At 72.4% G+C, this 12,950-nt stretch carries 14 protein-coding genes; 8 read left to right on the top strand and 6 right to left on the bottom strand.

What is annotated here, in order from left to right:
• Window positions 1-5: 5 nt before the first annotated feature.
• The 4 genes from AB0G28_RS30140 to AB0G28_RS30155 form a co-directional block, all read right to left on the bottom strand.
• On the bottom strand, window positions 6-878 hold the full coding sequence (locus tag AB0G28_RS30140; RefSeq protein ID WP_361096403.1) for a CU044_5270 family protein: 873 nt from the start codon (window positions 876-878) through the stop codon (window positions 6-8).
• Complete coding sequence (locus AB0G28_RS30145) at window positions 871-1,455, bottom strand: RNA polymerase sigma factor (RefSeq protein WP_361096406.1); 585 nt, start codon at window positions 1,453-1,455, stop codon at window positions 871-873. The genes AB0G28_RS30140 and AB0G28_RS30145 overlap by 8 nt, the downstream gene beginning before the upstream one ends.
• A gap of 65 nt (window positions 1,456-1,520) precedes the next feature.
• Window positions 1,521-2,957: an aromatic amino acid ammonia-lyase gene (locus AB0G28_RS30150; protein ID WP_361096409.1), complete on the bottom strand. Its 1,437-nt coding sequence runs from the start codon at window positions 2,955-2,957 to the stop codon at window positions 1,521-1,523.
• 34 nt (window positions 2,958-2,991) lie between these two features.
• A complete protein-coding gene (locus AB0G28_RS30155; RefSeq protein WP_361096412.1) occupies window positions 2,992-3,630 on the bottom strand; it encodes a group II truncated hemoglobin in 639 nt (212 codons plus the stop codon).
• A gap of 67 nt (window positions 3,631-3,697) precedes the next feature.
• Here AB0G28_RS30155 and AB0G28_RS30160 point away from each other — a divergent pair, with 67 nt between their 5' ends.
• Entirely contained in the window at window positions 3,698-4,024 is a 327-nt protein-coding gene (locus AB0G28_RS30160; protein WP_361096415.1) for a helix-turn-helix domain-containing protein, read from the top strand.
• A 12-nt stretch (window positions 4,025-4,036) separates the two neighbouring features.
• On the opposite strand, the gene AB0G28_RS30165 is transcribed toward AB0G28_RS30160, so the two are convergent.
• Window positions 4,037-4,336, bottom strand: coding sequence for a metalloregulator ArsR/SmtB family transcription factor (locus AB0G28_RS30165; protein WP_361096603.1), 300 nt, complete (start codon window positions 4,334-4,336; stop codon window positions 4,037-4,039).
• A gap of 64 nt (window positions 4,337-4,400) precedes the next feature.
• Window positions 4,401-4,793: a DUF1801 domain-containing protein gene (locus AB0G28_RS30170; protein ID WP_361096419.1), complete on the bottom strand. Its 393-nt coding sequence runs from the start codon at window positions 4,791-4,793 to the stop codon at window positions 4,401-4,403.
• A gap of 63 nt (window positions 4,794-4,856) precedes the next feature.
• Between AB0G28_RS30170 and AB0G28_RS30175 the strand changes: the two genes are divergently transcribed.
• From AB0G28_RS30175 to AB0G28_RS30205, 7 genes are all read left to right on the top strand, one after another.
• The gene (locus tag AB0G28_RS30175) at window positions 4,857-5,522 is read left to right on the top strand and encodes a DUF2461 domain-containing protein (protein WP_361096422.1); all 666 of its coding nucleotides are present in this window, start codon (window positions 4,857-4,859) and stop codon (window positions 5,520-5,522) included.
• Window positions 5,523-5,612: 90 nt separating this feature from the next.
• Window positions 5,613-7,037: a pyruvate kinase gene (gene pyk / locus AB0G28_RS30180; RefSeq protein ID WP_361096425.1), complete on the top strand. Its 1,425-nt coding sequence runs from the start codon at window positions 5,613-5,615 to the stop codon at window positions 7,035-7,037.
• 36 nt (window positions 7,038-7,073) lie between these two features.
• On the top strand, window positions 7,074-7,970 hold the full coding sequence (locus AB0G28_RS30185) for an acyl-CoA thioesterase II (RefSeq protein ID WP_361096428.1): 897 nt from the start codon (window positions 7,074-7,076) through the stop codon (window positions 7,968-7,970).
• A 361-nt stretch (window positions 7,971-8,331) separates the two neighbouring features.
• Window positions 8,332-9,234, top strand: a complete 903-nt coding sequence (locus tag AB0G28_RS30190) for a helix-turn-helix transcriptional regulator (protein WP_361096431.1) — start codon at window positions 8,332-8,334, stop codon at window positions 9,232-9,234.
• A 12-nt stretch (window positions 9,235-9,246) separates the two neighbouring features.
• Complete coding sequence (locus tag AB0G28_RS30195; RefSeq protein WP_361096434.1) at window positions 9,247-9,450, top strand: DUF397 domain-containing protein; 204 nt, start codon at window positions 9,247-9,249, stop codon at window positions 9,448-9,450.
• Between the two features lie 159 nt (window positions 9,451-9,609).
• Complete coding sequence (locus AB0G28_RS30200; protein WP_093953007.1) at window positions 9,610-9,810, top strand: hypothetical protein; 201 nt, start codon at window positions 9,610-9,612, stop codon at window positions 9,808-9,810.
• A gap of 61 nt (window positions 9,811-9,871) precedes the next feature.
• Window positions 9,872-12,886, top strand: a complete 3,015-nt coding sequence (locus tag AB0G28_RS30205) for an AAA family ATPase (RefSeq protein WP_361096438.1) — start codon at window positions 9,872-9,874, stop codon at window positions 12,884-12,886.
• Window positions 12,887-12,950: the final 64 nt, after the last annotated feature.

The raw sequence follows: 12,950 nt of genomic DNA on the forward strand, positions 1-12,950 counted from the left end.
GCTTTTCAGGGCCGCTGCCGCACCGCGTCGACGATGCCCTGGCTGACCACCGCGCCGGTCATCCCGGAGCCGAGGTAGGTGAAGGTGACCGGGTCGAACAGGAACTCGTCCTGGTTGCCGATCCCGTGCTCGGTCGTGCTGTTCCAGGTGATCCCGAGGGCCGGACGGCCGGTGGCGTCCTTCGCGTCGGTGCGGACGACGAGACCGGGCACCTTCGCCACGGCCTCGTAGAGCGCGGCGCGCGCCGCCGGGCGCAGGTAGCCACCGGCCAGCGCGACGACCTCGTTGCCGAGGTCGTGCAGGGTGTCCCCTTCGCCGTACGTGCTCTTGTGCAGGTAGGCGAGCATGGCGTCGGCGTCGGTGGGCAGGTCCGGCCGGGCGGCCGGACGCGGTTCGCAGCGGCTGGTCACCGTGCGCCCGTGGTCCTTTTGCACGCGCTTCCCGTCCCGGCAGCCCGCCAGTTCGGTTTCGTGGCCGTACAGGAACGCCAGCCCGTCGTGGGTGCCGTCCGCCGACGCCCACCACTCGTTCTCCCGGCCGTCCGCGACCCGCGTCCTGGTGTAGACGAACTGGTCCGGCCGCGGTTCGACGTCCGGCAGGGCACGGGCCTTCGCCGCCGCGGCGAGCAGGATCCGCACCGGGTCGGTCACCGGCGCGGCCGCCGGGCCCGGCGAACCGGGCGTGTCCGCCGGGGCGAGCACGACGACGGCGGCGACGGCCGCGGCGAGCCCGGCGGCGGCCGAGCCCCACACCCAACGCCGCCCCGGCCGTCGCGCGGTCGTCGCCGCGATCAGCTCGGCCCGCTTCCGGGCCAGCTCGTCCGGCGCCGGCAGGCCGGCCGGTCCGGCGAAGTCGCGGAGCAGCTGCATGTCATCCATGGTTCGAGACCTCCTCGGCGGGCGTGTGCCCCAGTTCCGCGCGGACCTTCCTGCGGGCCCGGTTCAGGCGCGACCGGACGGTGCCGACCGGGATCCCCAGCGCCGTCGCGACCTCCTCGTAGGCCAGCCCTTCCCAGGCGATCAGCAGCAGCACGTCACGGTCGCCGCAAGAGAGGCCGGCCAGGGCCCCGGCCAGCCGTCCGTGCATCGCCTGCGCCGTCACCCGCTCGGCGACCCGGTCCGCGTGGGAGACCTGCTCGGCGGGCGGCTCGAGACTGGCTCGCAGCCGGTACTCGCGCGCTTCTTCGCGACGGCGCTGGCCGACGAGGTTGGTCGCGATCCCGTAGAGCCACGGCCGCGCGCTCGGGAACGCCGGGTCGTAGCGGCCACGGCCGCCGAACGCGATCAGGAACGTCTCGCCCGTCAGGTCCTCGGCGAGCTGGCCGCCGAGCCGCCGGGCGAGGTAGCGATGAATGTGCGCGGCGTGGCGGTCGAAGACCGCCGCGAACCGCTCGGGGTGCCGGAGCGACGCGGCGATGACGTCCGCGTCGTCCCCGGCTTCACCTGCTGAAGTCATGAACCGCCTGCCTGTCGTGAGGCCATCTGCCCCGTTGTTGGCGGAACGGGCGATTCGAGTTCACGCTAGATGCGGGCGAGGGAGTCCAAGACGCCGACGGCGGCGGCGATGTCGTCGGTGAGCGGCCGGTCGTCGAGACCGGGATCCAGCACTTCCGACGCCGCTTCGAAGGCGTCGCGCACCGGGAGGTCCACCAGGTCGGCCTCCCGCATCCGCAGCGCCCGGACCGCGGCCACGAGCTCGCAGCCCAGCACCTGCTGGTAGGCCGCGCACGCCGCCGTCGCCGCGCGGGCCGCCTGCGTCGAGAAGCTCGCGTGGTCCTCGATGCCGCGGGACACCACCGCCGTGCCGAGCGTCGCCGGGAGGGCCGCCTGACGCAGCTCCGTCAGGGCGTCGTGGGCGACGTACTCCAGGATCATCACGCCCGAGCTGCCCGCCGGGCCGGCCGCGAGGAACGGCCGCAGCCCGGTGAACTCCGGTTCCACGAGGTCGCCCAGCCGCGCCACCGACAGCTCGGCCACCTGGTGCACGGTCGCCCAGGCCTGGTCCAGCGCCGTCGAGACGTACGCCGTGTGGAAGTGCGCGTGGTGGTAGGCGTCGCCGTGGACCGTCGAGATCATCGGGTTCTCGGTGCTCGCGTTGATCTCCACGGCGAGGACGTCCCGCAGGTAGTGGATCGCGTCCAGCGCCGGGCCCTGCACCTGCGGGAACGCCCGCAGGCCGAACGGGTCCTGGATCCGCCGTCCCGGCTTCGGCGTCTGGTGCATGCCCAGCAGCCGCCGCATCTCCGCCGCGCACGCGACCTGCCCGGCGTGCGGACGGGCTTCGTGCACCGGCGTCGCGTACGCCTCGGGGTTGCCGTCGAGGGCCACGTACGTGAGTGCCGCGACGGCGTGGCTCGCCCGGGTCAGCGTGTCCAGCCGCATCGCGGAAAGGGTCGCTTCGGCGAGCGTGGCGGCGTTGCTGCTCATGAACGCCAGTGCGTCCCCCGCCTGCACCGGCACCGGCGGCACGTGCCCGGTCACCCACGGCCGTTCGCCGGTGAGCGCCAGCGCGGTCTCGGCCAGCGGTGCCAGGTCGCCGGTGCCGATCGCGCCGAGCCGGTGCACCAGCGGCAACGCGCCGGTCCGGACGGCTTCGGCCAGCGCGCCGATCAGCTCGGGGCTGATCCCCGACCGGCCGGCCAGCAGCTGGTTGAGCCGGATCAGCATCATCGCCCGCACCTGGCCGTCCGGCATCGGGTCCCCGCTGCCGCCAGCGTGGCTGCGCAGGAGCCGCAGCCCGTGTTCGGTCGAGTGCGCGACGGCGTCGTCCTTGTTGGCCCCGACGCCGGTGGTCCGGCCGTAGACCACCCGCCGGGTGCTCAGTTCGTCCGCGAGCTTCCACGCGTGCTCGGCCGCGCGCAGGGCGGCGATCGAGACGTCGATGCCCAGCGGACCCCCGGTGCGCGCCGCGGTCACCACGTCCGCGCACCGCAGGGTCCGGCCGTCGACCCGGATCAAGGGCAGCCTCCTTCCGACTGCCCTCACTATGCGGCTAGGGCGACGGCGGCTGCCAGGGTGGCATCGTCCAGTCCCAGTGCGGCACGGGTTCGTGCAGGTCGGGCTCGGCACCGGGCGCCGAGAAGAGGACGGCGAGCCGGCTGCCCCACTCGACGTAGCCGGCGAACGCGGCCCGGAACTCGGGGTCGCCGGGCAGGCCGGCCTCGTCGGCGGCGTCGAGCAGCAGGCTCACCCACCGGCGGCGCTGCTGTTCGGTGATCCCGCGGCCGAGGTGGCGGCCGATCATGTGGGCGTGCCCGCCGTGACCGGCGGAGTAGTCGGCCGGCCCGCCGAAGACCTCGCCGAGCCAGACGGCTACGTGCTCGGCGTGGTGGGCGTCCATGTGCCGGAACACCGGTTCGAGCAGCGGGTCTTCGAGGACGTGGCCGTAGAAGATCGTCAGCAGCTTGACGAGGGCTTCGCGGCCGCCCGCCCACTCGTAGAGCGTGGGGGTGGTGGTCTCGTACCGCTCGGGTTCGCCGTCGGGCGTGAAGCCCTCGATGCCGGCGAAGGGGGCTTCGGCGCGCACCAGGTAGCGGCCGTCGCCGCGCTCGAACCAGTGCCCGGCGGCGGCTTTTTCGAAGTCCGCCCGCGCGGTTTCTGGCACGGTGTAGCGGAGGTATTCGACGATCACCGGTCCAGGCAACCAGCGGCGGCCCGGCCGGGCAACCACGTACTTTCCGGTGCGTAGGGGAGAACGGATGAAGCGCTACCACTGCGCGGCCGAGCTGGCCGTCGACCTGATCGGCGGCAAGTGGAAACCGGTGATCCTGGCGCACCTCAAGGAAGGCGCCCACCGCTACGGCGAGCTGCGGCGCCGGATGCCGGGCGTGAGCGAGAAGATGCTGACCCAGCAGCTGCGCGAGCTGGCGGCGGACGGCATCGTCCGCCGCGAGGAGTTCGACGGCCGGGTCCCGCACGTCGAGTACCACCTGACGGAGGTGGGGGAGGAGCTCCGCCCGGCCCTGCAGGCGCTCTACGAGTGGGGCGAGCGCCGCGCGGCCGACCGCGGCATCACGTTCGGCTGAGGACCGGCCGTCTCAGGTCTCGTCCAGGCGGTGTTCCAGCGCGTCGAGGCGGTCCGACCAGAAGCGGCGGTAGGGCGCCAGCCAGGCGTCGACCTCCGCCAGCGGCTCGGGCCGGAGTGCGTAGCACCGGCGCTGCGCCGCCACCCGCACCGTGACGAGCCCCGCCTCGCGCAGCACGCGCAGGTGCTTCGACACCGCCGGCTGGCTCAGGTTCAGCTCGCCGACCAGCTCGCCCACCGAACGCTCGCCGTCCCGCAGCAGGTCGAGGATGGTCCGGCGCCGGGGTTCGGCCAGCACGTCGAAGGTCCGCATCACCCCTGGAATCTGCTCCGCCGGGCATATTCCTGTCAAGGAATACTGCCCTCCGCGCCGGCTTTCAGACCGCTCCGGCGGGTGGGTGCCGCGCCGCCGCGCGCAGCAGTTCGCCGAGCACCGTCAGGTCCACATCGGACAGCCGCTCGAACCGGACGCAGCTCTTCCCGACCGAGGCCTTCGGCAGCCGGTCGGCGAACAGCTCCGGCAGGTAGCGGTCGCCCGCCATGCAGGAGACATAGAGCGAGATGGAGTTCTTTCGGCTCGCCATCGACACGGTCGCGGCGTCGCCTTCCCGGCCCGAGGCGTACCGGTAGTGGTACCGGCCGTAGCCGGGCGTGCCGAACTCCATCGTCGGCTCGAGATCCGGCGCCGACTCCCGGATGAGCGCGTGCAGCGTCCGCAGCTCGCCCCGGCGTGGTTCGGCGAGCGCCGCGAAGTACTCCTCGTGCGTCATGGCGGGCACGCTACGCCGGGGGACCGACAAAACCGGCCGCTCCGCGCGATTAGGGTCGCGGGCGTGAAGTTCAGCGGATTCGGCGAGTACGCCATCGACTTCTACGACGGCCTGGTCGAGGACAACTCCAAGCCCTACTGGGACGACCACGTCGAGACCTACCGGACCGACGTCCGGGCGCCCATGGAGGCCCTGCTGGCCGAGCTGGCCCCCGAGTTCTCCGACGGCTTCGGCGAGCCCAAGGTGTTCCGCCCCTACCGCGACGTCCGCTTCGCCAAGGACAAGACGCCGTACAAGACACACTGCGGCGCGGTGATCGAGCAGGGCCGGGGCGGCGGCGCGTACTACGTCGAGGTCGGCCCGGCCGGCCTGCGCGTCGGCGGCGGCTGCTTCCACCTGGAGTCCGACCAGCTCGCCCGGTTCCGGCAGGCCGTCGACACCGAGCTGCACGGCGAGGCCCTGCGGAAGATCCTCGCGAAGCTCGAACGCGCCGGCTGGGAGATCAAGGGCGACCGGCTGAAGTCGAAGCCCCGCGGGTTCGACGCCGGCCACCCGCGCCTGGACCTGCTGCGCCACCGCTCGGTGTACGCCGTGCGCGGCTGGGAGCCCGACGACGCCCTGCACGAGCGGGCCGCCCTCGACCGGGTCCGCAAGGCCTGGCGGCAGCTGCGCGAGTTCAACGAGTGGGCCCGCGACCGGGTCGGGCCGAGCGAGCGGCCGCGCCGATAACACCCTCGACCAGGGAAGTTTCTGAACACTTTCTTGAACATTCGGTATCGGTACAGACGAACGCGCGAAGAGGGACTACGCTGTGCGGACGTGAGCCGACGCGCGAAGATCGTTTGTACCCTGGGTCCCGCCACCGCAACGCCGGAGAAGATGCGGGCCCTCGTCGACGCGGGCATGGACGTGGCCAGAATGAACTTCAGCCACGGCAGCCACAGCGACCACAAGGAGGTCTACGACCTCATCCGGGCCGCGGCCGCGGAGAGCGGCCGCGCGGTCGGCATCCTCGCCGACCTGCAGGGCCCGAAGATCCGCCTGGGCACGTTCGCCGGCGGGCCGGTCGAGTGGCACAACGGCGACGTGGTCCGGATCACCGTCGAGGACGTCGCCGGCACCCACGACCGCGTCTCGACCACCTACAAGGGCCTCGCCAAGGACGCCAAGCCCGGTGACCGGCTGCTCGTCGACGACGGCAAGGTCGGCCTGGTGGTCAAGGGCGTCGAGGGCCCGGACGTGGTCTGCGAGGTGACCGAGGGCGGTCCCGTCAGCAACAACAAGGGCGTCTCGCTGCCCGGCATGGACGTCTCCGTGCCGGCGCTGTCCGAGAAGGACATCGAGGACCTCGAGTTCGCGCTCGAGCTGGGCGTCGACTTCATCGCCCTGTCCTTCGTCCGCTCGCCGGCCGACATCGACCTGGTCCACCAGGTGATGGACCGCGTCGGCAAGGGCAGGCTGCCGGTCGTCGCCAAGATCGAGAAGCCCGAGGCCGTCTACAACCTCGAGGCCATCGTGCTGGCCTTCGACGCGGTGATGGTCGCCCGCGGCGACCTCGGCGTCGAGCTACCGCTGGAGCAGGTTCCGCTGGTGCAGAAGCGCGCCATCCAGATCTGCCGCGAGAACGCCAAGCCGGTCATCGTCGCGACCCAGATGCTCGAGTCGATGATCAACAACTCCCGGCCGACCCGCGCCGAGGCCTCCGACGTCGCGAACGCGGTCCTCGACGGCACGGACGCGGTGATGCTGTCCGGCGAGACCAGCGTCGGCCGGTACCCGATCGAGACCGTGCAGACGATGGGCCGGATCATCGAGGCGGTCGAGACCGACTCGCCGATCGTGCCGCCGCTCTCGCACGTCCCGCGCACCAAGCGCGGCGTCATCTCCTACGCCGCCCGCGACATCGGCGAGCGCCTCAACGCCAAGGCCCTGGTCGCCTTCACGCAGTCCGGTGACACCGTGCGCCGCCTCGCGCGGCTGCACACGCGGCTGCCGCTGCTGGCGTTCACCCCCGAAGAGTGCGTGCGCGACCAGCTGTCGATGACCTGGGGCACCAACACCCACATCGTGCCGAAGGTCAACTCCACCGACCAGATGATCCAGCAGGTCGACCACGCCATGCTGGAGATGGGCAAGTACCAGAAGGGCGACCTGGTCGTCATCGTGGCGGGTTCGCCGCCGGGGACCATCGGGTCGACCAACCTCATCCGCGTGCACCGGCTCGGTGAAGACGACCACGCTTGAGAGACCGACCGCTCAGTATGGACGTAGGGTCCTGGCATGACTGAATTGGCCAGGACGGCCGCCACCGAACTGGAGATCCCGGGTGGCGGCCAGCCCGTGCTGGACCGCCTGATCGCGCTGCTCGACCTCGAGAAGATCGAAGAGAACATCTTCCGCGGCGTTTCGCCCGCCCACTCGCCGGTGCGGGTGTTCGGCGGGCAGGTCGCCGGCCAGGCGCTCGTCGCCGCCGGGCGCACGGTCCCCGAGGAGCGCCGGGTCCACTCGCTGCACGCGTACTTCATCCGCGGCGGCGACCCCAGCGTGCCGATCGTCTACGAGGTCGACCGGATCCGGGACGGCCGGTCGTTCACCACCCGCCGGGTGGTCGCCATCCAGCACGGCAAGGCGATCTTCTCGCTCTCGGCGTCGTTCCAGAAGGACGAACCGGGCATCGAGCACTCCGAGGCCATGCCGGAGGGCATCCCGGCGCCGGAGACGTTGCCGACGCTGATGGAGCGCGCCGAGGGCTACGCGATCGGCGCGCACGCCCGGCCGCGGCCGATCGACGTCCGGTACGTCAACGAGCCCCCGTGGATCACCCGCGAGACCGGCGAGCGGCCCTCGCGCAACCAGGTGTGGATGCGGGCCGACGGCAAGCTGCCCGCGGACCGGCTGCTGCACGTCTGCGTGCTCACCTACGCCTCGGACATGACCCTGCTGGACTCGGTGCTCGCCCGCCACGGCGTCTACTGGGACACCGACAAGGTGCTCGGTGCGAGCCTCGACCACGCGCTGTGGTTCCACCGGCCGTTCCGCGCCGACGAGTGGTTCCTCTACGACAGCGCGTCGCCCACCGCGTCCGGGGCCCGCGGCCTGGCCACCGGCCGGTTCTTCGCCGCGGACGGCACGCTCATCGCGACGGTCGTCCAAGAAGGACTGTTGCGCGTCTTGTGAAGCGCGTCTGGTGAAGTTCGCCGGGAAATCACCCTTTCGAGCGACGAATACCCCGCATATTCATGACGGGAAAAGGGCATCCCGCCCGGGCGTCGGGGGCCGGGACCGATCGGGGGACGGCCCCGGACCCCTTCGCCGAATCGCCGCGCGGCACTTCCGGCGATCATCGTCTACCCTGCTCAGAGGCCGGTCGTGACCACAGGGGACGCGAGTGTCCGCTTAGGTCACGCCGTGCTTCGCAGTGCAGGCTGCGAGGATACAGAAGCATTCTGCAAATTGCAGACCCGGTGCCGGGAATCGGTGCCGCGTCAATGGTCCACGCGAACGGCTACGACGCCGTCCGACATCCGGAGGTGCCGCGATGGCAAGGGGACAAAGCCCCACGGTCCGCCGCCGGAGGCTGGCCGGCGAGCTGCGCCGGCTCCGCGAAGCCGCGGACCTCACCATCGACGAGGTGGGCGAGAAGCTCGAGTGCTCCGCCTCGAAGATCAGCCGCATCGAGACCGGCCACGTCGGGGTGACCCCGCGCGACGCCCGGGACATGCTGGCCCTCTACGGCATCACCGGTGACGAGCAGGAGGCGCTCGTCCAGTTGGCCCGGGAAGCCCGCAAACGCGGTTGGTGGCACGCCTACAACGAGGTGTTCACCGGCACCTTCGTCGGGCTGGAAGCCGACGCGAGCTCACTGTGCGCGTTCCAGGCCCTGCTGGTGCCCGGGCTGCTGCAGACCGAGCGGTACGCCCGCGCGGTGATCCGCGCGCTGCGGCCGGACGCCGAAGACGCCGAGATCCGGCGCCGCGTCGCCGCCCGGATGGCGCGCCAGGAACTGCTGTCCGAGACACCGCCGCCGGAGTACTGGGCGGTGATGGACGAAGCCGTGCTGCACCGGGTCGTCGACAGCCCCGAGGTGATGGCCGAGCAGCTCTACCGCATGGTTGCGGTCGCCGAGAAGCCGAACGTGACCATCCAGGTCGTGCCGTTCGGGGCCGGCGCGCACCCCGGCATGGAGGGGCCCTTCCTGATCATGGGCTTCCCGGAGCAGGCCGACCCGGACGTCGTCTACGTCGACGACAGCACGTCCAGCGGCCTCTACCTGGAAGAACCCACAGACGTCCGGCGCTACGGGCTGATGTTCGACCATCTGCGCGCGGCCGCACTGAAACCGGACGACTCGGTGGCGCTGATCGCCGAGGCCGCCGGCCGGTTCGCCGAACAGGCGGCCGTACCGGCTCCGGTGCACCAACTGGAACCGAGGACACAGTAAGGAGTGGGGACCATGGAAGCCGAACTCTCCGGGGCGCGGTGGCGCAAGAGCAGCTACAGCGGCGGCGGCAACGACTGCGTCGAGGTGGCGTTCGTCGCCGGCGGTGCCGCCGTGCGCGACTCGAAGGACCCCGAAGGGGGTGCGTTCCGCCTGCCTTCGTCGGGCTGGCGGGGGCTGCTGGCCGCGGTGCGGACCGGCGGCCCGGCGCGCGACTGAGTCGCTTGGAAAAGACCCCTTACCCTCGCCGAGCTGGGCTCGGCCGGGAGTAAGGGGTCTTTTCGCGGGAGGCCTGCGTGATCACCCGATGCCTGAGGTGCCCCCTCAGGACGAACCTGAGTGCTACCGAACCGGAGAACTCAGGGACAGGGGAACACGATGCACAGCGATCTGCTGCTCGACGCGGTCCGAGCCGAGGCCGCCTACCGGGCCGAGGAACTGCGGAAGGCCGGGCGCAGCGCCTGGGCCGCCCGCGCCCGCCGCGCCGCCCGCCACTTCAGGGCCGCGAGGACGGACGTCGAGGTACCGGCACAGCAGCGCCGGGAGGCCACGCGGGCGACCGCCGAAACCGCCCGGTAAGGGCACAGAGATGGTGTCGAAGGCGATAAGCGGTCGGAAACTGTCGGTGGTGTGAGTCAGAATGCTCCTCGTGCCCCGACTCGGCTCCGGAATCCCGCTCGTCGCCCGTACCCACGAGATGCGGCGGCTCCGCGCCGCCTTCGCCAGGGCAGAACGTGGCGAAGCCGGCGCGGTGCTGCTCTCGGGGGACGCCGGGGTCGGCAAGACCCGGCTGCTGACCGCGCTCGGCGAGCACGCCGAGGCGTGCGGCGGGCTGGTGCTCACCGGCCGCTGCATCGACGTCCGCGAGGGCGGTCTTCCTTATCTTCCGTTCGCCGAAGCGCTCGCCCCGCTGGGCAGCTCGGCGGACCCGGTGGTCGCCGCCGCGGTGCGCGCCCGGCCCGCGCTCCTGCGGCTGCTGCCGCAGGGGCAGGGCTTCGAGGAGCCCCTGGCGGCCGAGCACCCGCCGATGACCTCCAACGACCGGGAGACCATGGTGCGTCCCCGGCTGGAGCAGGATCTCGGTCAGCTGCAGTTGTTCGACGCGGTACTGGGGGTGCTGACCGAGGTCGCGCAGGCGGGCCCGGTGGTGATCCTGCTCGAGGATCTCCACTGGGCCGACGCCTCGACCCGCAACCTGCTGTCCTTCCTGCTCAGCAGGTTGCGGGCGCAGCGGCTGCTGGTCGTGGGCAGCTACCGCGAGGAGGACGTCCACCGGCGTCACCCGCTGCGCGGGCTCCTCTCCGAGCTGGTCCGGCTCGCCACGGTCGAGCGCGTCGACCTGCAGCCCTTCGGCGCCGTCGACGCCCGCAAGTTCGTCGAAGCGCTGGCCGACGAGCCGCTGTCCGCCGACGTCGTGGCCGACATCGTCGCCCGCTCCCAGGGCAACCCGTTCTTCGCCGAGGAGCTGCTCGCCACGAAGACCGAGGGCAACGACCTGCCCGCCGGGCTGGCCGAGGTGCTGCTGTCCCGGCTCGAGCGGCTTTCGCCGGACGTCCGCCGCGTGGTCCGCGTGCTCTCGGTGGCCACCGAGCCGGTGATGCACGCCGCGCTCGCCGCGGTCTGCGAGCTGGGGGAGCTCGAACTCGACGAGGCGCTGCGCGAGGCCGTCCAGCACCACGTGCTGGTGGTGCTCTCGGACGGCTCCTACATCTTCCGGCACGCGTTGCTTCAGGAAGCGGTGTACGGCGACTTGCTGCCGGGGGAGCGGTCGCGGACGCACGCGGCCTATGCCGCCCGCATCAAGGCGCGGCCGCAGGGCCGCGGGCACGACGCGAAGCTGGCCTACCACTCGTTGCAGAGCAGCGACCTGGTCACCGCGTTGCCGGCGTTGCTGCGCGCGATGAACGAAGCCGAGAAGCTGGGCGCGCCCGGGTCGGCGCTGCAGCACGTCGAACAGGCACTGTCCATCTGGGACGCCGTCGCGCCGGCGGACCGGCCCGAAGGGGTCGACGAGCTGCAGCTGCTGTACGAAGCGTCGTACTTCGCGGGGACGTCCGGCGAGCCCGAGCGGGCCGCCGCGTTCGCCAGGTCGGCCACCCAGGCGCTGACTCCGGAGATCCCGACCGACCGGGCCGCGAAGGTGTGGCGTCGGCTGGCGGACGCGCTGCTCGCCCTGGAAGGCACTCTCGACGAGGCCGTCGCCGCCATCGACCGCGCCTGGGACCTGGTCAAGGACACCGAGCCGAGCGGAACCCGCGCCTGGGTGCTGGCCAGCCGTGCCGGGTTCCTCCGGATCCTCGAACAACCCGAGGCGGCGCTCGAAAGCGCGCTCACCGCGGTCGCCGACGGGCGGGCCGTGAACGCGGCGGGCGCGGAGGCGTCGGCGCTGGTCACCCTGGGCACGCTGGCCGACTCGCGGGGCGACTCCGTCGAGGCCCGGGAGCGGCTGCGCCAGGCCGAGCGCAAGGCGCGCTCCGTGGGCGCGTGCAACACCGAGATCCGCGCGACCTACTTCCTCTCCTTGAGCTACGACGACCAGGGCGAGTTCGCCGAAGCGCTGGAGAACGCCGCGCGGGGCGTCGCGCGGGCGGAAGAAGCCGGGCTGAGCTGGAGCGTCTACGGGCTGGAGCTGCGGGCGCGGCAGCTGATGCTGCGCTACCTGATGGGCGACTGGCCCGACGAGAGCGCCGGCCAGGCCGGGCGCGGGGTGTCCGGCGCGGTCGCCGCGCGGATCCTCGCCATCTGGGCGCTGTTCGTCGTCGCCCGCGGTCGGTTCGACGAAGCCGCGAAGCTGCTCGGCGGGCTGCGGCAGCACTGGTCGGCGGACATGCAGATTCCGCTGTCGGCTGGGGGCGCTTGCATCGAGCTGGCGTATTGGCGGGGGGACTACGCCGAGGCCGTGCGTGAGGCCGAAGACCTGATCGGCTGGCTGGAGCGCATCGAGCCCGGCCTGCTGGCCGGCATCCGGGCCGCCGCGCTCGGCGTGTCCGCCGCGGCCGCGCTGGCCGCCGACGCCCGGATCCGCGGCGACCAGGCCGCGGCCGGCGCCGCGGTGGCGGCGGGCGAGCGGATGCTGGCGCACGGCCGGATGTGCTCGGTCGTCGGGCAGCCGCGATCGGGGACGCTCGGGCCGGAGGGCCGGGCGTGGCTGGCCCGCCTGGAAGCGGCGGCGTCCTGCCTGCCGGGCCGGGGTGACGCGGCGAAGTGGGCGGCCGCGGCGGAGGCGTTCGGCTACGGCGCGGTGTACGAGCAGGCGATCTGCCGCTGGCACGAGGCCGAAGCGTTGCTGGCCGCGGACGCCGACGCTCGCCCCGCCCTCGAAGCGGCCCACGCGGTGGCGGTCCGCCTGGGCGCGATCCCGCTGCGCGACGCCGTCCGCGACCTGGCGCACCGCGCCCGCGTCGAGCTGGCGGGCGCCGAACCGCAGGCCCCGGCCCGCGCGGTCACCGACCCGCTGACCGACCGCGAGCGCGACGTCCTCGAGCGCGTCGCCCTGGGCCGCACGAACCGCCAGGTCGGCGAGGAGCTCTACATCAGCGAGAAAACGGTAAGCGTCCACCTTTCCCGCGTGATGGCGAAACTCGGCGCGAGCCGCCGCGCGGAAGCGGTGGCGATCGCCTACGACCGCGGCCTCCTCACGGCCCCCACCGCGTGATCAGAGGGTCGACTCGCGTGATTGGAAGGTCGACACGCGTGATTGAAGGGTCGACACGGCCGGG

The organism is Amycolatopsis sp. NPDC021455 (genome assembly GCF_040640995.1).
Taxonomy (GTDB): domain Bacteria; phylum Actinomycetota; class Actinomycetes; order Mycobacteriales; family Pseudonocardiaceae; genus Amycolatopsis.

Coding starts and splice junctions, on each gene's coding strand:
- AB0G28_RS30140 (WP_361096403.1), bottom strand. CDS start 878: ATGGATGACATGCAGCTGCTCCGCGACTTCGCCGGACCGGCCGGCCTG.
- AB0G28_RS30145 (WP_361096406.1), bottom strand. CDS start 1,455: ATGACTTCAGCAGGTGAAGCCGGGGACGACGCGGACGTCATCGCCGCG.
- AB0G28_RS30160 (WP_361096415.1), top strand. CDS start 3,698: ATGAAGCGCTACCACTGCGCGGCCGAGCTGGCCGTCGACCTGATCGGC.
- AB0G28_RS30165 (WP_361096603.1), bottom strand. CDS start 4,336: ATGCGGACCTTCGACGTGCTGGCCGAACCCCGGCGCCGGACCATCCTC.
- AB0G28_RS30170 (WP_361096419.1), bottom strand. CDS start 4,793: ATGACGCACGAGGAGTACTTCGCGGCGCTCGCCGAACCACGCCGGGGC.
- AB0G28_RS30185 (WP_361096428.1), top strand. CDS start 7,074: ATGACTGAATTGGCCAGGACGGCCGCCACCGAACTGGAGATCCCGGGT.
- AB0G28_RS30190 (WP_361096431.1), top strand. CDS start 8,332: ATGGCAAGGGGACAAAGCCCCACGGTCCGCCGCCGGAGGCTGGCCGGC.
- AB0G28_RS30195 (WP_361096434.1), top strand. CDS start 9,247: ATGGAAGCCGAACTCTCCGGGGCGCGGTGGCGCAAGAGCAGCTACAGC.
- AB0G28_RS30200 (WP_093953007.1), top strand. CDS start 9,610: ATGCACAGCGATCTGCTGCTCGACGCGGTCCGAGCCGAGGCCGCCTAC.
- AB0G28_RS30205 (WP_361096438.1), top strand. CDS start 9,872: ATGCTCCTCGTGCCCCGACTCGGCTCCGGAATCCCGCTCGTCGCCCGT.